The organism is Streptomyces koelreuteriae (assembly GCF_018604545.1).
Classification (GTDB): domain Bacteria; phylum Actinomycetota; class Actinomycetes; order Streptomycetales; family Streptomycetaceae; genus Streptomyces; species Streptomyces koelreuteriae.
The window spans coordinates 2,655,510-2,671,984 of record NZ_CP075896.1 but is presented as its reverse complement, the minus strand read 5'-3'; the positions used below and the strand labels follow the sequence as shown (position 1 = coordinate 2,671,984).

At 71.2% G+C, this 16,475-nt stretch carries 17 protein-coding genes; 12 read left to right on the top strand and 5 right to left on the bottom strand.

From position 1 onward, the window contains the following. Window positions 1–5: 5 nt before the first annotated feature. Window positions 6–950, top strand: coding sequence for an NAD(+) diphosphatase (gene nudC / locus KJK29_RS11675; RefSeq protein ID WP_215118641.1), 945 nt, complete (start codon window positions 6–8; stop codon window positions 948–950). Between the two features lie 98 nt (window positions 951–1,048). On the opposite strand, the gene KJK29_RS11670 is transcribed toward nudC, so the two are convergent. Beyond that, entirely contained in the window at window positions 1,049–1,291 is a 243-nt protein-coding gene (locus KJK29_RS11670; protein ID WP_031132359.1) for a mycoredoxin, read from the bottom strand. A gap of 184 nt (window positions 1,292–1,475) precedes the next feature. On the opposite strand from KJK29_RS11670, the gene KJK29_RS11665 reads away from it, so the two are divergent. From KJK29_RS11665 to KJK29_RS11645, 5 genes are all read left to right on the top strand, one after another. After that, window positions 1,476–3,671 (top strand): ATP-dependent DNA helicase UvrD2, encoded by a 2,196-nt coding sequence (locus KJK29_RS11665; protein WP_215118640.1) that lies wholly within the window; start codon window positions 1,476–1,478, stop codon window positions 3,669–3,671. Window positions 3,672–3,835: 164 nt separating this feature from the next. Continuing rightward, on the top strand, window positions 3,836–4,162 hold the full coding sequence (locus tag KJK29_RS11660; protein ID WP_215118639.1) for a hypothetical protein: 327 nt from the start codon (window positions 3,836–3,838) through the stop codon (window positions 4,160–4,162). Window positions 4,163–4,335: 173 nt separating this feature from the next. After that, window positions 4,336–4,704 carry a WhiB family transcriptional regulator gene (locus KJK29_RS11655; RefSeq protein WP_190049450.1) on the top strand — a complete coding sequence of 123 codons (369 nt, stop codon included), beginning with the start codon at window positions 4,336–4,338 and terminating at the stop codon, window positions 4,702–4,704. Further along, window positions 4,701–5,024, top strand: coding sequence for a hypothetical protein (locus KJK29_RS11650; RefSeq protein WP_215118638.1), 324 nt, complete (start codon window positions 4,701–4,703; stop codon window positions 5,022–5,024). The genes KJK29_RS11655 and KJK29_RS11650 overlap by 4 nt, the downstream gene beginning before the upstream one ends. A 164-nt stretch (window positions 5,025–5,188) precedes the next feature. After that, a complete protein-coding gene (locus KJK29_RS11645; protein WP_215118637.1) occupies window positions 5,189–5,398 on the top strand; it encodes a hypothetical protein in 210 nt (69 codons plus the stop codon). 39 nt (window positions 5,399–5,437) lie between these two features. Here KJK29_RS11645 and KJK29_RS11640 read toward each other — a convergent pair whose 3' ends face one another. Both KJK29_RS11640 and KJK29_RS11635 read right to left on the bottom strand, forming a co-directional pair. Further along, window positions 5,438–6,805, bottom strand: coding sequence for an ABC1 kinase family protein (locus KJK29_RS11640; protein WP_215118636.1), 1,368 nt, complete (start codon window positions 6,803–6,805; stop codon window positions 5,438–5,440). Then, the gene (locus tag KJK29_RS11635; RefSeq protein ID WP_215118635.1) at window positions 6,798–8,012 is read right to left on the bottom strand and encodes a ThiF family adenylyltransferase; all 1,215 of its coding nucleotides are present in this window, start codon (window positions 8,010–8,012) and stop codon (window positions 6,798–6,800) included. The genes KJK29_RS11640 and KJK29_RS11635 overlap by 8 nt, the downstream gene beginning before the upstream one ends. Before the next feature lie 269 nt (window positions 8,013–8,281). Here KJK29_RS11635 and KJK29_RS11630 point away from each other — a divergent pair, with 269 nt between their 5' ends. From KJK29_RS11630 to KJK29_RS11615, 4 genes are all read left to right on the top strand, one after another. After that, a complete protein-coding gene (locus KJK29_RS11630; protein ID WP_215118634.1) occupies window positions 8,282–8,890 on the top strand; it encodes a M48 metallopeptidase family protein in 609 nt (202 codons plus the stop codon). A 142-nt stretch (window positions 8,891–9,032) separates the two neighbouring features. Further along, a complete protein-coding gene (locus KJK29_RS11625) occupies window positions 9,033–10,751 on the top strand; it encodes a TerD family protein (protein WP_215118633.1) in 1,719 nt (572 codons plus the stop codon). An 11-nt stretch (window positions 10,752–10,762) separates the two neighbouring features. Next, entirely contained in the window at window positions 10,763–11,443 is a 681-nt protein-coding gene (locus tag KJK29_RS11620) for an AIM24 family protein (protein WP_215118632.1), read from the top strand. A 16-nt stretch (window positions 11,444–11,459) separates the two neighbouring features. Further along, window positions 11,460–12,215 carry an AIM24 family protein gene (locus tag KJK29_RS11615; RefSeq protein WP_184590674.1) on the top strand — a complete coding sequence of 252 codons (756 nt, stop codon included), beginning with the start codon at window positions 11,460–11,462 and terminating at the stop codon, window positions 12,213–12,215. 190 nt (window positions 12,216–12,405) lie between these two features. Here the strand turns inward: KJK29_RS11615 and KJK29_RS11610 are convergent, their stop codons facing one another. Then, window positions 12,406–12,933 carry an NUDIX hydrolase gene (locus KJK29_RS11610; RefSeq protein WP_215118631.1) on the bottom strand — a complete coding sequence of 176 codons (528 nt, stop codon included), beginning with the start codon at window positions 12,931–12,933 and terminating at the stop codon, window positions 12,406–12,408. Further along, the gene (locus tag KJK29_RS11605; RefSeq protein WP_215118630.1) at window positions 12,930–14,405 is read right to left on the bottom strand and encodes a zinc-dependent metalloprotease; all 1,476 of its coding nucleotides are present in this window, start codon (window positions 14,403–14,405) and stop codon (window positions 12,930–12,932) included. The genes KJK29_RS11610 and KJK29_RS11605 overlap by 4 nt, the downstream gene beginning before the upstream one ends. A 193-nt stretch (window positions 14,406–14,598) precedes the next feature. Here KJK29_RS11605 and KJK29_RS11600 point away from each other — a divergent pair, with 193 nt between their 5' ends. Both KJK29_RS11600 and KJK29_RS11595 read left to right on the top strand, forming a co-directional pair. Next, complete coding sequence (locus tag KJK29_RS11600) at window positions 14,599–15,720, top strand: SDR family oxidoreductase (RefSeq protein WP_215118629.1); 1,122 nt, start codon at window positions 14,599–14,601, stop codon at window positions 15,718–15,720. A gap of 122 nt (window positions 15,721–15,842) precedes the next feature. Further along, complete coding sequence (locus tag KJK29_RS11595) at window positions 15,843–16,304, top strand: molybdenum cofactor biosynthesis protein MoaE (protein ID WP_215118628.1); 462 nt, start codon at window positions 15,843–15,845, stop codon at window positions 16,302–16,304. Window positions 16,305–16,475 lie beyond the last annotated feature (171 nt).

Genomic DNA, 16,475 nt, shown 5'->3' with positions numbered 1-16,475 from the left:
CACCAGTGACCACCTGGACCGACCGATACGCCGACCGACCCATCTCGCTCACCGCCCCGAGCGGCATCGACAGGGGCGCGCACCACCGGCTCGACGAGGCCTGGCTCGCGGCGGCGTGGAGCCACCCCTCGACGCGCTGTTTCGTGGTCTCCGGCGGCCAGGTCCTCATCGACGAGACGGCGGACGGGCACACCGAACTCGTCATGATCCCCTCCTTCGAGGCCCCCCTCACCGAGGCGCACCGGTACTTCCTCGGCATAGACGAGGACGGCGTCAGCTACTTCGCCCTCCAGAAGGACTCGCTGCCCGGGCGCATGGACCAGTCCGCCCGCCCGGCGGGCCTGCGCGAGGCGGGCCTGCTCCTGTCGGCCCGTGACGTGGGCCTGATGGTGCACGCGGTGGGTCTGGAGAACTGGCAGCGCACGCACCGTTTCTGCTCGCGCTGCGGCGAGCGCACCGTCATCGCCGCGGCCGGCCACATCCGCCGCTGCCAGGCCTGCGGCGCCGAGCACTACCCGCGCACGGACCCCGCCGTGATCATGGCCGTGACCGACGAGGACGACCGCATCCTGCTCGGCCGCCAGGTCCACTGGCCCGAAGGCCGCTTCTCGACGCTCGCCGGCTTCGTCGAGCCCGGCGAGTCCATCGAGCAGTCGGTGCGCCGCGAGGTCCACGAGGAGGTCGGCATCACCGTCGGCCCGGTCGAGTACGTCGCCAGCCAGCCCTGGCCCTTCCCGTCCAGCCTCATGCTGGGCTTCATGGCCCGCGCCACCTCGACCGAGATCGAGGTCGACGGCGACGAGATCCACGAGGCCCGCTGGTTCTCCCGCGACGACCTGCGCGCCGCCTTCGAGTCCGGCGAGGTGCTCCCGCCGTACGGCATCTCCATCGCGGCCCGCCTGATCGAACTCTGGTACGGCAAGCCGCTCCCGACGAGGAGCGCGGCCTGACGCCCGTGTGAGCCGCGTCCCCGCCCCGGCCGCAGAGACGGAGAAGGCGGTTCCCGAGCCGCCTCAGGAACCGCCTTCCCCGCACAACCGTGCCGCGCCTACGCGCCGACCTTCTGCTTCACCTGGGCCAGCGACGGGTTGGTGAGGGTCGAGCCGTCCGGGAAGAGAACGGTGGGCACCGTCTGGTTTCCGCCATTCGCCTTCTCCACGAACGCGGCGGACTCCGGGTCCTGCTCGATGTTGATCTCGGTGTACGCGATGCCCTCGCGGTCCATCTGGCTCTTCAGCCGGCGGCAGTAGCCGCACCACGTGGTGCTGTACATCGTCACAGTGCCCAGCATGTCTCTCGTGCTCCTTCGGGGGGCTCGGGGCGGGTGGTCGCAGAGGTGGAACGTACGCGAAGGGGCCGCCATTCCCGGGGGCCGGGCCCTGCCGGACGTGACGCCTGCCGCATTAGTACGACTATCAGGGCCCGCCTGTGGACAACCGGCACGGCCGTCTCCCGCGACCTGGCAGCATGGCCGTGTGACAGCAGCAACGCACTCCACCCTGTTCCCGCAGGTACCGGACTCGGCCGACGCGGTGCTCGAAGGGCTCGACCCCGAGCAGCGCGAGGTGGCCACCGCCCTGCACGGTCCGGTGTGCGTCCTGGCGGGCGCGGGCACGGGCAAGACCCGGGCGATCACCCACCGCATCGCCTACGGGGTGCGCGCGGGCGTCCTCCACCCCTCCAGCGTGCTCGCCGTCACCTTCACCAACCGCGCCGCCGGAGAGATGCGCGGCCGGCTGCGCCAGCTCGGCGCGGCAGGTGTCCAGGCGCGCACCTTCCACTCGGCGGCCCTGCGGCAGCTCCAGTACTTCTGGCCGAAAGCGATCGGCGGCTCCATGCCCCGGCTCGTCGACCGCAAGATCCAGCTCGTCGCCGACGCGGCCGCCGCCTGCCGCATCCGGCTCGACCGGGGCGAGCTGCGCGACGTCACCGCCGAGATCGAATGGTCCAAGGTCACCCAGACCGTCCCCGCGGACTACGCCCCCGCCGTCGCCAAGTCCGGCCGAGACGCCCCTCGCGACCCCGCTGAGATCGCCCAGCTCTACGCCGCCTACGAGGACGTCAAGCGCGAGCGCTCCGTCATCGACTTCGAGGACGTGCTGCTGCTGACCGTGGCCGTCCTCCAGGACCGGCACGACATCGCCGAACAGGTCCGCTCCCAGTACCAGCACTTCGTGGTCGACGAGTACCAGGACGTCAGCCCTCTCCAGCAGCGCCTGCTGGATCTGTGGCTCGGCGAGCGGGACAGCCTGTGCGTGGTCGGAGACGCCAGCCAGACGATCTACTCCTTCACGGGGGCGACTCCGGACCATCTGCTCGATTTCCGCACCCGCCACCCCGGTGCCACTGTCGTCAAGCTGGTCCGCGACTACCGCTCGACGCCCCAGGTCGTGCACCTCGCCAACGGCCTGTTGTCCCAGGCCAAGGGCCGCGCGGCCGACCACCGTCTTGAGCTCGTCTCCCAACGCGCGCCGGGGCCGGAACCGGTCTACACGGAGTACACCGATGAGCCCGCCGAGGCGGAGGGCGCGGCCCGCCGCATCCGTGAACTCATCGACTCGGGGGTCCCGGCCGCCGAGATCGCCATCCTGTTCCGGACGAACGCGCAGTCCGAGACCTACGAACAGGCCCTCGCCGACGCCGGGGTGCCCTACCAGCTGCGCGGCGCCGAGCGGTTCTTCGACCGCCCCGAGGTGCGCAAGGCGGGCGTCGCCCTGCGCGGCGCGGCGCGCTTCGGCGGCAACGACTCCCTCCTGGACGACGTCGTCGACCTGCCCTCGCAGGTACGCGCCGTGCTCTCGGGCGAGGGCTGGACACCGCGACCACCGGCCGGCTCCGGGGCCGTCAGAGAGCGCTGGGAGTCCCTGGCCGCCCTGGTGAACCTCGCCCAGGACTTCGCCGCCGCCAAACCCGGCGCCACCCTGGCGGACCTCGTCGCCGAGCTCGACGAACGGGCGAACGCCCAGCACGCCCCGACCGTGCAGGGCGTCACCCTCGCCTCCCTGCACTCGGCCAAGGGCCTGGAGTGGGACGTCGTCTTCCTGGTCGGCGTGGCCGAGGGCATGATGCCGATCACCTACGCGAAGACCGACGAACAGATCGAGGAGGAGCGCCGCCTGCTGTACGTCGGCGTCACCCGCGCGCGGGAACACCTCCATGTCTCCTGGTCCCTCTCCCGCTCACCCGGCGGCCGTCCCAACCGCCGCCCCAGCCGTTTCCTCGACGGGCTGCGCCCCGGCTCGACGGCCACCAAGGGCCGTGCAACCGGCGGTGGCGCGGGCGGTATCGAGCGCGGAATCCCCGGAACCAGGGGCTCCGCCCCGAGACGAGTGCAACGAACCCCCGCCCGCTGCCGGGTTTGCGGCCGCACGCTCACCGACGCGGGCGAGATGAAGCTGATGCGCTGCGACGACTGCCCCTCCGACATGAACGAGGGCCTCTACGAGCAGCTCCGCGAGTGGCGCGCCGAACAGGCAAGGAGCAGTGGTCAGCCCGCCTTCTGCGTCTTCACCGACAGGACACTGGTGGCGATCGCCGAGGCCGCGCCCGACGACGAGCACGAGCTGGCGCGCATCCCGGGCGTCGGGATGCGCAAGCTCAACCGCTACGGAGCCGATGTCCTGGCCATCTGCGCAGGCCAGTACCCCGCAGGGGACACAGATCAAGACTGACACCAACTCGTCGAAAAAATAGTTTGCGCATGCCCCAGCAATCCCCATAGGTTCTTAGGCACGAGAGCAGCGGCCTTCTCGAAGGCCCTCACTCCGTGTTGTACTTGCATATCCGTCGGACTGGTTCGCCCAGTCCCCCGAGACGCCGAGAGGAGGCGAGTCCAGTGATCAGCATCAACACCAGCTCCATCAGCACCGTGAAAATGACCGATCCCTCGGCCGTCTCCACGTGCATGCTCGGCGTTTCGAACCTGGGCACCGGTCTGTCCGGCATTCGTGCCGTCCGTCCGGCGTCCTCCTCCCTTGCTCCCGCGGGCCTTGTCGTCCGTGAGCGCAATGAGCGACCGACCAAGGCACTGGAAGCAGCAGTAAAGGCGCAGGCGCGGGCCTATGCCTTTGCGGCGACCGGTGCCGGATTCCGGAAGCAGACGACGCAGCACCACCAGATGTGGGCCTTCCGTGGGCCAGAACCCTGGAGTGATCCAGCCTGATTAGATCAGGCCGGCGCCTTCAGGGCCGCGGAACCCCATCCGGGATCCGCGGCCCTTCTGTTTGTCCCTGACCAGGGACGACGGACCGAAGGAGCCTCGGGACAAGAAAAGAACCGGGTACCAGCCGCCCCCCGGCCAAACAGGCCGGAACGACCAGACGAGGAAGACGAATCGTGCAACTCGAAGCGCACGCCCCGTCCGTACCGCCTTCCGACACGATCCCCAAGCCCGGCCCCACGGAGGACTCCGCCTTGACCCCGCTCACCGCGCTCACCGCGCTCGACGACGCCATCGAGAACCTCGGCGTACCCGTCCCGTGCCGCTCCTACGACCCGGAGGTCTTCTTCGCCGAGTCGCCCGCGGACGTCGAGTACGCCAAGTCCCTGTGCCGCACCTGCCCGCTGGTCGAGGCCTGCCTCGCCGGCGCCAAGGAGCGGCGTGAGCCTTGGGGCGTCTGGGGTGGCGAGCTGTTCGTGCAGGGTGTCGTCGTCGCCCGGAAGCGGCCGCGTGGCCGCCCGCGCAAGAACCCGGTCACGGCATGAACACCGCAGGAACGATCGACCGTCCCTTCACGCACGACCCCCAGAAGCAGGCCCCGATGAAGCCGTCCACCCACGAGCCCGCCGGCTCCGCGACTCAAGACTGCACCCCGCGCGACGCGAAGGACTCGCGTCAGAACAGGACCCGAGAGATGCAACTCATCCCAGAAGCCATGGCTCGTGCACATATGCACGAGCGACTGCAGGAGGCGGACCGAGACCGCCGGGCCGCGCGCCTGGTGGCCGCCCGCCGAATGCAGCGCAAGGCGGAGCGCGCCTCACGGCGTGCCCGCCGGGCGCTCGCCATGGCGGTCATGCAGTAACCGAACCCGTCTGAAGCGCCCTTCTGAAGCGCCCCATCCGAAGCGGTGGCCTCCCGGCCCGGGAGGCCGAGCTCACCCCGCGGGGGCCGGTCCGTGCCGAACGGACCAGCCCCCGCGGTGCGTTGTGTCCGCGAAGCCGCCGGGCACGGCGATATCGTCGGCGCGTGACGAGTCCTCCCGGAGGAAACGACGACGACCGCTCCGCCGCGAAGTCGGGACGCCTCGTGTGCGCCCGCTGCGGCACCTCGGCCGAAGCCCCGCAGCTCACCTGGGCCTCCTCCGTGGAGCACGGCGCTCGCCGGGACTTCTGCGAGACCTGCTCCCGGAAGAACCTCAGATCGATCGAGGGGCGGCTGGACTCGGACTGGTGGTAGCGCGCGGGCAGCGGACCACCCGTCGCGCCCGGCCGGTGCTCACGCCTCCGCCGCCTCGTCACCGTCCACCGGGTCCTCCGGGACGAACCCCGGCAGCCACTCCTCCAACTCCTCGCGCAGACGCACCGCAGCCCCCAGCTGGCACAGCACCCCGATCGTGCTCAGGGTCACCCGGTGGATCAGCAGATACGACGGGGGCAGGTTGAGCTGCTTGCCGAGCTGGTAGGCGGGGGAGCGGGGGTCGGCGACCCGGCCCGCCTGGCTGCGCATCCAGCCGCGGGTGAAGGTGAACTCATCGACCTGGGCCGGTTCGATGATCGGCAGCAGATAGTCCAGGACCGCGTCGGGATCGAGCTCTATCGTCTCCTTGACGAACCCCTCCGCGCACAGCAGCTCGTAGACCGCCTCGGCCTCTCCGTCGAGGGTCATCCGCAGGGACTCGCCGATGGTGGCCGGCAGACCACCCGGGAGCCGGTCGACCGTGCCGAAGTCCAGGACGCCCAGGCGCCAGTCGTCCTCGCCCTCCGGTCCGCCGGGCAGCAGCCGGAAGTTGCCCGGGTGCGGATCGGCGTGCAGCAGGCCGGTGCGGGCGGGGCCGGAGAACAGGAAACGGGCCAGAAGCTGGCCGGCGCGGTCACGCTGCTCCTGGGTGCCGTCCGAGATGATCTCCGACAGCGGGACACCGTCGATCCACTCGGTGACCAGGACCTGGTCGGACTGGTGCACCACCTGCGGTACGACGACGTCCGGGTCGTCCTCGAACTCGTCCGCGTGCGCTTGCTGGGCCTGGGCCTCCAGGCCGTAGTCCAGCTCCTCCGAGACGCGGTCCTTCAGCTCCGCGATCAGCGGCTTGATGTCCATCCCGGGGATCAGCGGACCGAGCAGACGGGAGAAGCGGCTCAGCTGGTTCAGATCGGACAGCAAGGCCTCGCCGGCACCCGGGTACTGCACCTTGACCGCCACCTCACGGCCGTCGTGCCACACCCCTCGATGCACCTGGCCGATCGAGGCCGCCGCGGCGGGCTTGTCCTCGAACTCCAGGAACAGCTCGTGCCAGCCCTCGCCGAGCCGCTCCTCGAGCACCGCGTGCACGGTGCGCGTCGGCATCGGCGGCGCCGCCTCCTGGAGCTTCGTCAGCGCCGCTCGGTACGGGCCGGCCACCTCCTCGGGCAGGGCCGACTCGAAGACGGACAGGGCCTGGCCGAACTTCATCGCGCCGCCCTTGAGCTCGCCGAGCACCTTGAAAAGCTGCTCCGCGGTGCGCTGTTGGAGCTCGCGGCCGACAAGCTCCGCCGACTCACCGACGATCCGCTTGCCGAATCCCCAGGTCGCCCGCCCGGCGATGCCGAGCGGGAGTGCGGCGAGCTTGGCGGTCCGGGTGACCGCCTTCCGGGGAAGATCAGACATGCGCCCTCCAAGTCCCAGCCGGCCGCTCCGCCTCTGCCTCACGGCACTGCTCCGACGGCCGTTGCACCGCCATTGTCTCGTGCGACTGCCCTTCCTCCGAGAGGCGCTCCCCTTTTCCTCTCTCCGCCGCAGCGCACGGGCATGCCGGATGCGCCCAGATCGGCCGAGCATGCCAGTGGAGACCGGGGAGGGACACCTCCCAGCGTGCCCCCGCGCTCGACGGAACCCGGCCGTCCAGGAAGGCGAGCGCGTGGGCGGCCGCCAACCCGGCCACGGTCGTGGCCAGTGTCAGGTCGCAGGGCCGCACCTGCCGCTGCCTGCCGGAGCGCCACTGGGCGACCAGACGAGGCCAGGTCGGATCCCGGTCGGCGCGGCTGTGATGCAGACAACCCGCGCAGCTTGTCTCCCCGGGCAGGACGAGAGGGCCGACCATGCCGGTCCCCTCCACGACACCGGCGTACAGATGAGGCGTCCCGGCGGACATCAGCGACTCCGCGGCGGACGGGTCCGGCGCGTACATCGCCACATCGTCCCGCGGGGCGATGATCACCAGTGAGAAACCGGGATCGCCTTCCGCCGGACGCGCCTGCGCTGTCGCGGGGCGCGGCGGCCGGTCCGGGGCCGCCCGGCGCGCGGCGCGTCGGGCCGCCTCGTCGCGGCGGTCGCCGACGGCGTCGGCGGGCAGCCCGCCCGGCGCGACGTCCCACGGCTCCACCTGTCCGAGATCGCGCACATCGACCTCACCGACACCGGCCCCCGCCAGCAGCGAGGCCAGCACGGCACCGACCCGGCCCGCGCCCCGCACCTGGACGCGCTGCGCGCGCCGGGCGGCCAGCTGCCCGATCGCGTCGCCGGGAGCGGAGGTGGTCAAAGACAGGGAGGCCAGATCGGGGCGCAACCGGTCGAGGACCTCCTTCTTGCCGCGCAGGGCGTCGGCGGCCGGTCCGCCGCCGCGCGCGTCGTCCAGGAGCCCGGCCCGCGCGAGCCGCCGCACCAGCCCGTCCACATGACCGTCGGGCAGATCCATGCGGCGGCCCTCCTCGCGCAGCAGCTCCAGCCCCCGTGTGCCGTTCAGTAGGTCGAGGAAGCTGCCCGTCGCTTGGTCCATCGGGCCGAGTGTCATGGCATGCGCCGGTGTCATCCCGAACTGCACCGTGTTGAGGTCGCGCCAGCCGCGCCTGAGCGCGGGTTTCACCATCGGATGCATGACAGGCCCCCGTATATCAGAGAACGTCCCCGTATGTCGGCCGCGCGCGGGAGCAGCCCGAGACTGGCCGCGGACTCGGTCCTGGTCCCGGACCGAAGTCGCCCATCGCTTCGCCGACAAGAGTCAGCATGCCCACCCCCGACGCGGGCTGCAGAAAGTTGTCCACAGTCACGGGCATTCGTCGTACAAATCCGGCGGGCGGTGGGGGCATCGGCACGGAACCGTCCCGGAGCCGGGACTTCCCCGTGTGCAGCGGGTAACGTCGGGGCGTGCCCGCCGACCCACTGCACCGCGCCGGAAAGCCACAGCGCAGCACGACGAGCCAGCCGCCGAGCGGCTCCAGGGCGAGCGCGATCGAGGTCCGCAGGAGCACCCGCCGACGCCGAACGGTCTCCGCGTACCGCGAGGGCGATCGCACCGTTGTGCTCATCCCCGCCCGGATGTCCGAGGCGGAGGAGCAGCGCTGGGTGACCGTCATGCTCGACAAGCTGGCCGCCCAGGAGAGCAAGCGGACCCTCGGTGACACCGAGCTGGCCGAGCGGGCCCGGCGTCTTTCGGACCAGTACTTCGGCGGGCGGGCCCGGCCCGCTTCGGTGCGCTGGGTGACCAACCAGAACACGCGCTGGGGATCCTGCACCCCGTCCGAGGGCAGCATCCGTCTGTCGCACCGTCTGCAGGGCATGCCCGAGTACGTGGTCGACTACGTCCTCGTCCACGAACTCGCCCATCTGCTCGTCCCCGGACACGGCCCCCGCTTCTGGGAGCTGCTGGAGTCCTATCCGCGGACGGAGCGGGCCCGGGGCTACCTCGAAGGCGTGGTCGCCGCCGAGCGGTTGCCGCATGTGCCCGGTGCGCGGGGTGAAGACCCCACGGGGTGAGTGCCCGCTTTGCGTGAGCGAGCAGCGGATACGGCCCCGCGCGGGTTGTGTACCGGGTCTGTACCGACTTCGTCCGGTGTCAGACTTTGCCGTTAGCCTGGCGCGACGCAATCACGTTCTGGATGGGGGACGGTCGTTACGCATGGCCAGGGAATTCCAACGCGGCCACAAGGCCAGGATCAGTGACCTCACCGCGGGCACGGATCTGTACGTAGGCGTACAGATCTCCGGCCCCGGGCTGAGCTTCGACATCAGCTGCTTCGGCCTCGACGCCGACGAACGGCTCTCGGACGACCGTTACTTCGTCTTCTTCAACCAGCCGAAGTCCCCCGAGGAATCCCTTCAGCTCCTGGGCGCCCAGGCGGGCGACACGGAGTCCTTCCGGGTGACGCTCGACCGGATCCCCTCGCAGATCCAGAAGCTGTCCTTCACGGCGACGATCGACGGCGCCGGGCAGATGTCGCAGATCGCCCCCGGGTACATCCGCATCGTCGCGGGCGGCGAGGAGGTGGCCCGGTACTCCTTCGACGGCTCTGAGTTCTCCACCGAACGCGCCGTGATGCTGGGCGACTTCTACCTCAAGGACGTCTGGCGGTTCGCCGCCGTCGGGCAGGGCTTCGACGGCGGTCTCGACGCGCTGCTGAAGAACTTCGGCGGCGAGGTGGCCGAGGAGGAAACGCCCGAGCCCGCCCCGCAGCAGCAGCCGCAGGCCGGCGCCGCCCCGGGCTTCGCCCCGCCCGCGTTCGGCGTCCCCAGCACTCCGGAACCGGCCCCGGCTCCCGCCCCGGCAGCGCCTCCGGCCCCGGCTCCCGCGCCGCCGCCCGCTCCCCAGCCCGCCGCGCAGGGCTTCGCCCCGCCTCCGGCACCGGCGCCCGGAGTGCATGGCGCCCCCACCATCGCCGCGCCCATGAACACCCAGCCGGACGGCGCCCCGGTGCCGCCCCCGGCCCCGGCGCCCGCGCCCTACGGCCAGCCGGGCCAGCAGCCGCCGCCGTACGGCCAGGTCCCCGGCCAGACGGCCCCACTGCCTCCCGGCTACGGCCAGCCCCAGGCACCCCAGGCACCCCAAGCCCCGGCCCCGCCCCCCGGTTACGGGCAGCCCACCCCGCCCCCGGGCTACGGCCAGCAGCCGCCGTTCGGACAGGCCCCCTACGGTGCCCCGCAGCAGGGCGCCGCCCCGCAGGCCGCCGCTCCCCAGGGCGCCGGTGTGTCCGCCGCGCTCCAGCAGTTCAAGGAGACCCCCACCGGGCAGCGCTGGACGCAGCAGAATAAGAAGCTCGTCCGCGTCGACCTCGGCATCGGCGGACAGCCCGTACTGGCCCGGCAGGGCAGCATGGTGCTCTACCAGGGCAAGGTCGACTTCAGCTACAAGGGCGCCGGCTTCGCCGGCCGGATCGTGGGCAACGCGACCGGCCAGGAGATGCAGCTCATGCGCTGTACCGGCCAGGGGCAGGTGTTCCTCGCCGAGAACTCGACCATGCTGCACCCCATCGAGCTCCAGGGCGACGCCGTCTGCGTCTCCGCCGAGAACGTCCTCGCGTTCGACGAGAGCCTCACCTACGAGGTCCGCCGCATCGAGGGACACGGCATCCCCGGAGGCGCGCTGTTCACGATGCAGTTCCAGGGGAGCGGCACCATCGTCGTGAAGACGCACGGCACGCCCGTGGTGCTGCCGGTCACGCCCACCACGTTCGCCGACTGCAACGCCGTGGTCGCCTGGTCCGCCGCCGCCCAGGTCGTCGTCTCCAGCCAGGTGCGGATGCGCCGCAACGCCTACCCCGGGGACACCGGCGAGAGCGTGAACCTCCAGTTCCGGGGAGCGCCCGGCAACTTCATCGTCGTCCAGCCGTACGAGGTCTGAGGGAGCCCGTCATGACACAGCAACTCGCGGGCCACGCCCCCGCACCCGTCACCGCCCGCATGGAGAACCACGGCAATCACATGCTGAAGGTCGCCATGCAGACCGGGAACGACCTCTTCGCGCGCGTGGGGTCGATGGCCGCCTATGAAGGGTTCGTCCAGTACGAGCCCAACCCGCCGGCCGTGCGCCAGATCGCCAAGGACTGGATGACCGGCGAGGGCGCGCCCCTGATGAAGTGCTCAGGCGACGGCCTGCTCTACCTCTCCGACTACGGTGCGAACGTCGTCGTCATCAACCTCAACGGCGACGGCATCTCCGTCAACGCCACCAACCTGCTCGCCTTCGACGCCCACCTCACGTGGGGCGTCGAGCGGGTCAAGGGCCTGGCGAAGTTCGCCGGGCAGGGCCTGTGGAACACCAAGATCTCCGGGCAGGGCTGGGTCGCGCTGACCTCCCGGGGCAAGCCGATCGTCGTCGACTGCGGAGGCGGCGAGGACGAGACGTACGTCGACCCCGACGCGCTCGTCGCCTGGTCCCCGAACCTCAAGGTCAAGGGCAAGCGCAGCTTCAGGGCACAGTCGCTGATCGGCCGCGGCAGCGGCGAGGCCTACCAGATGGCCTTCTCCGGTCAGGGCATCGTCGTCGTCCAGCCCAGCGAGGACAGCACCGACCGCCTCCGGGTCCGGGGCTGAGGGGGAGCAACACGCCATGCAGAGCCCGATTTTCGCCTACAACGAGCAGCAGACCCAGGACCGCTGGAGCCTGCAGAACAAGCAGATGCTGCGCGTGACCCTGGAGGGCCACGACGACATCCTGGCCCGCAAGGGCACCATGGTCGCCTACCAGGGCCTCGTCGAGTTCGACGCCGAGTACCAGAGCAACGACCAGTCACGCGCGCGTGCGCACACCGGTGAGGGACTCGACCTGATGCGCTGCCACGGGCAGGGCACGGTCTACCTCGCCAACCTCAAGCAGCACGTCCACGTCATGGAGGTCGAGCAGGACGGCCTCACCGTCGACAGCAGCTATGTGCTGGCGATGGACTCCTCCCTGCACCACGAGGTCATCGCCGTCGACAGCCTGTACGGCATCTCCGGCTCCGGGAAGTACCAGCTCAACATCACCGGCCGGGGCAAGATCGCCCTGATGACCTCGGGCATGCCGCTGCTGATGCAGGTCACCCCCGACAAGTACGTCAACTGCGACGCCGACGCGATCGTCGCCTGGTCGACGAGCCTGCGCGTGCAGATGCAGGCCCAGACGCACTCCTCCGGGGTGTGGCGGCGCCGCGGCAACACCGGTGAGGGCTGGGAGCTGAGCTTCATGGGCACCGGCTACGCGCTGGTCCAGCCCAGCGAGCTGCTGCCGCCGCAGAACGCCCAGGTCGGCTCGGGTCTCTCCGCGCAGTACGGCATGGGCCAGCAGGGAGCGCGCGGGCAGAACCAGGGCAACGTCTGGAGCTGAGCGCTCCGCGGGTTCGGCCGGCGGGGTCCAGCGGGATACGGGCCGTTTGTTGGCTGCGGGCTGTTCGTGGCTTGTCGCGCCCACGCGGCGGAGCCGCACATCGATACAGCCCCGCGCCCCTGAGGGAGTGCAGCCGACGTCAGGAGCGAAAGTAGGGGCGGCCGCCCGGCGGTCGCCCCTTACACATGCCTCAGGCCGCGAGCCTCGCGCGCGTCGCCTCCAGCAGGCGTACGACCGACTCGTCGGCCACCTCCGCGACCTCGTCGTACCCGAACCAGCGCACGTCGAGCGACTCGTCGCTGACCTCGTGCGCGGCGTCCGGGGGTGCCAGGGCCGCGTACTGGACGTCGAAGTGGCAGTGGCACGGCGGTGGGATGGGATGACGGTCCAGGCGCACCGGGCCGCCGGGCAGCAAGGAGAGCCCCGGTACGCCGGACTCCTCCGTGGCCTCACGCAGGGCCGCGTCCGCGAGGGAGGCGTCACCCGGCTCGCAGTGGCCGCCCATCTGCAGCCACATCTGCAGCTTCCTGTGCAGGGTCAGCAGCACCCGGCCGCCCTCGGGGTCGATCACCAGGGCGCTCGCCGTGATGTGACCCGCCTGGCACGGCTTCCACAGGCCGTCCGGGTGCTCCGCCAGATGGTGCAGGTAGGCCTGGCGCAGGTCCGTCTGGTCCTCGTACTCCTTCAGCACGAGGACCGCGTCGTCGTACAGGCTCACCCGGCGTCGTCGCCCTTGTTCTTGTCCTCGCCTTCGCCCTCGCCCTCGGCCCCGGACTCGTCCTTCTTCTTCAGATCGGGCTTGTCCGCCGCCTCGCCGAGCATCTTGTCCAGCTCGGAGAAGTCGATCTGCTCGCGGTGCACGAAGCCGTCCGGGTCGTCCAGGTCGCTCGCCGTCGGCAGCATGTCCGGGTGGGCCCACAGGCCGTCCCGGCCGTCGACACCGCGCGCGTCCGTGAGCGAGGCCCACAGGCGGGAGGCGTCGCGCAGGCGGCGCGGGCGCAGCTCCAGACCGATCAGCGTGGCGAACGTCTGCTCGGCCGGGCCGCCCGAGGCGCGGCGGCGGCGCAGCGTCTCGCGAAGGGCGTCGGCGGACGACAGACGGGGCTTCGCGGCGGCGTGGACCACCGCGTCCACCCAGCCCTCCACGAGCGCCAGAGCCGTCTCCAGACGCGCCAGGGCGGCCTTCTGCTCCGGCGTGTCCTCCGGCTGGAACATGCCCTGCTGGAGAGCCTCCTGCAACTGCTCCGGGTTCTGCGGGTCGAACTGGCCGACCACGTCCTCCAGCTTGGCCGTGTCGACCTTGATCCCGCGGGCGTAGCCGTCGACCGCGCCGAACAGATGCGAGCGCAGCCACGGCACGTGCGCGAAGAGGCGCTGGTGGGCGGCCTCGCGCAGGGCGAGATACAGCCGCACCTCCTCCTGCGGGACGCTCAGGTCCTTGCCGAACGTCTCCACGTTCACCGGCAGCAGCGCGGCCTTGCCTGCCGGGCCGAGCGGCAGGCCGATGTCGGAGGAGCCGACGACCTCGCCCGCGAGCACGCCGACGGCCTGCCCGATCTGCGTGCCGAACATGGCGCCGCCCATCGAGCGCATCATGCCGATCAGCGGGCCGGCCATGGCCTGCATCTCCTCCGGCAGGACATCGCCCATGGCGGTGCCCACGCGCTCGGCGACCGGGTCGACGAGCTCCTTCCAGGCGGGCAGGGTCGCCTCGACCCACTCCGCGCGGCTCCAGGCCACCGCGGAGGTCGCGCCGGACGGCAGGGACGTGGCGTCGTCGAGCCAGAGGTCGGCCAGGCGGACGGCCTCCTCGACGGACTTGCGGTCGGCGGGGCCGACGCTCGCGTCCTTGGTGCCGTCAGGGCTGCCCTGGGAGACCGTCTGGCGGGCGATCTGCTTGGCCATGTCCCAGTTCACCGGGCCGCCCTCGTAGGAGAGCATCTGGCCCAGCTGCTGGAACGCGGCGCCCAGGTCGTTGGGGTTCAGGGAACCGAACATGGCAGCGAACGGATTGTCCGCACCGGGGCCACCAGGGCCGCCGCCAAAGCCTCCGGCGCCTGGCAGGCCGCCGAATCCGAACGGATTGGCCGGTCCCTGACCACCACCGCTCTGCTGGTCCTTCTTCTTGCCCTCGTCGCCGTCGTCCGGCTCCTCCGGCGGAAGGCCGAATCCGAATGGGGTGTCACTCACGGGATTCCTCGGCTTGTAGGGCCGCCGGTTCTTTCCGGCGGCACGGCTGCCCGACATCACCACCCAGCGTAGACACCTCGGGGCGGATCGGGCCTCGGTGCTTCGCCGAGTGACGGCCTGCGGCAGGATGGATGCCACCTGGTACGCACGCTTCACTCGTGCTCGTACTGAAGACAACCGCTGGAGACGCCCGGTGAGTTCCCCAGATCCGCAGGTTCGCGCAGCGCGAAACCAGTCAACCAGTTCCGCGAGTCCCGCGGGGCGCGGGCCCGTCGTCGCGGTCACCGGTGCCGCGTACGGCATCGGAGCGCTGCTCACCGAGCAGCTCGCCGCGTCCGACGAGGTCAAACAGGTCGTCGCCATCGACGAGCGGCGCGGCGAGTGCGCGGCGGCGCAGTGGCACATCCTGGACGTACGGGATCCGGCCATCGCGGACAAGCTGCGCGGCGCCGACGTGGTGGTGCACCTGGCGCTGGATCTCGATCTGGAGACCGACGCGGCCGCCCGGACGGCCTACAACGTACGGGGGACGCAGACCGTCCTGACGGCGGCGGCCGCGGCCGGAGTGCACCGGGTCGTGCTGTGCACCTCGGCGATGGTCTACGGGGCGCTGCCGGACAACGAGCTGCCGTTGTCCGAGGACGCCGAGCTGCGGGCCACGGCCGAGGCGACGGGCGTCGGCGACCTGCTGGAGATCGAGCGGCTGGCCCGGCGGGCCCCGCGGGCGCACCCGGGTCTCAATGTCACCGTGGTCCGTCCCGCCGTGCTGGTGGGAGGCACGGACACCGCGCTGACCAGGTACTTCGAGTCGCCTCGACTGCTCGTCGTCGCCGGGTCGCGGCCCGCGTGGCAGTTCTGCCACGTCGAGGACCTGTGCAGCGCGCTCGAGTACGCCGTCCTGGAGAAGGTCGACGGGGAACTGGCCGTCGGCTGCGACGGGTGGCTGGAGCAGGAGGAGGTCGAGGAGCTCAGCGGCATCCGGCGGATGGAGCTGCCGTCGGCGGTCGCCCTGGGCGCGGCGGCGCGACTGCACCGGATCGGGCTCACGCCGTCCCCGGCCGGGGACCTGGCGTACACGATGTACCCCTGGGTGGTGAGCGGCAGCCGGCTGCACGACTCCGGGTGGCGCCCGCAGTACACCAACGAGGAGGTGCTGGCCGAGCTCCTGGAGGAGGTCTCCGGCCGGCACACGGTGGCCGGGCGGCGCCTCGGCCGCAAGGACGCGACGGCCGCGGGCGCAGCGGGCGCGACGGTGGCTCTGCTGGGCGCGGCCGCGGTGGTACGCCGGGCCCGCAAGGCCCGTCGGCGGATCTGAGGGACACGCCTTCGCAGAGACCTCCTACAGGTGCGCACCTGTAGGAGGCTCCAACGCGCACGCGCGCGTGCCGGTCGATAGGTCTATTCCGCGTTGTCGGTCCCGTGCGGCACGATGGAGGCATGGCAGCCACGAGCGATCACCCGGGTGAGCAGGGAGCACAGGATCCGATCAAGCTGATCGGGATCCGGGACACGGCCCTCTCCCTGGACGAGGTGTTCCGGGCCGTCGGGGACGACGCGGCCGGCGGCACCGCGCTCTTCGTGGGGACCGTGCGCGACCACGACGGGGGTGCCGACGTCGCGGGGCTGGGATATTCCTGCCACCCCAGCGCCGAGGCCGAGATGCGGCGGATCGCCGAGAAGGTCGCCGCCGATTTCCCCGTGCGGGCGCTGGCGGCCGTGCACCGCGTGGGGGACCTCCGGGTCGGAGACCTCGCCGTGGTCGTCGCCGTCTCCTGTCCGCACCGGGGAGAGGCCTTCGAGGCCTGCCGGAAGCTGATCGACGACCTGAAGCACGAAGTGCCCATCTGGAAACACCAGAAGTTCTCCGACGGCACCGAGGAATGGGTCGGTGCCTGCTGATCCCCGGAACGGCCCTCCGGTTGCGTAACCGCACCCCTGGCGTGAGCGTTGTCACTGCGGATGGTTAATCTGCTGATCAGTCAGTTGCGGACGCTCAATGGGGTTGGAGGTCGGCATGGCGGCTCTCGCCTGGTTGCTGATTCCGCTTGTGGCTGCCATCGGCGCGGGGCT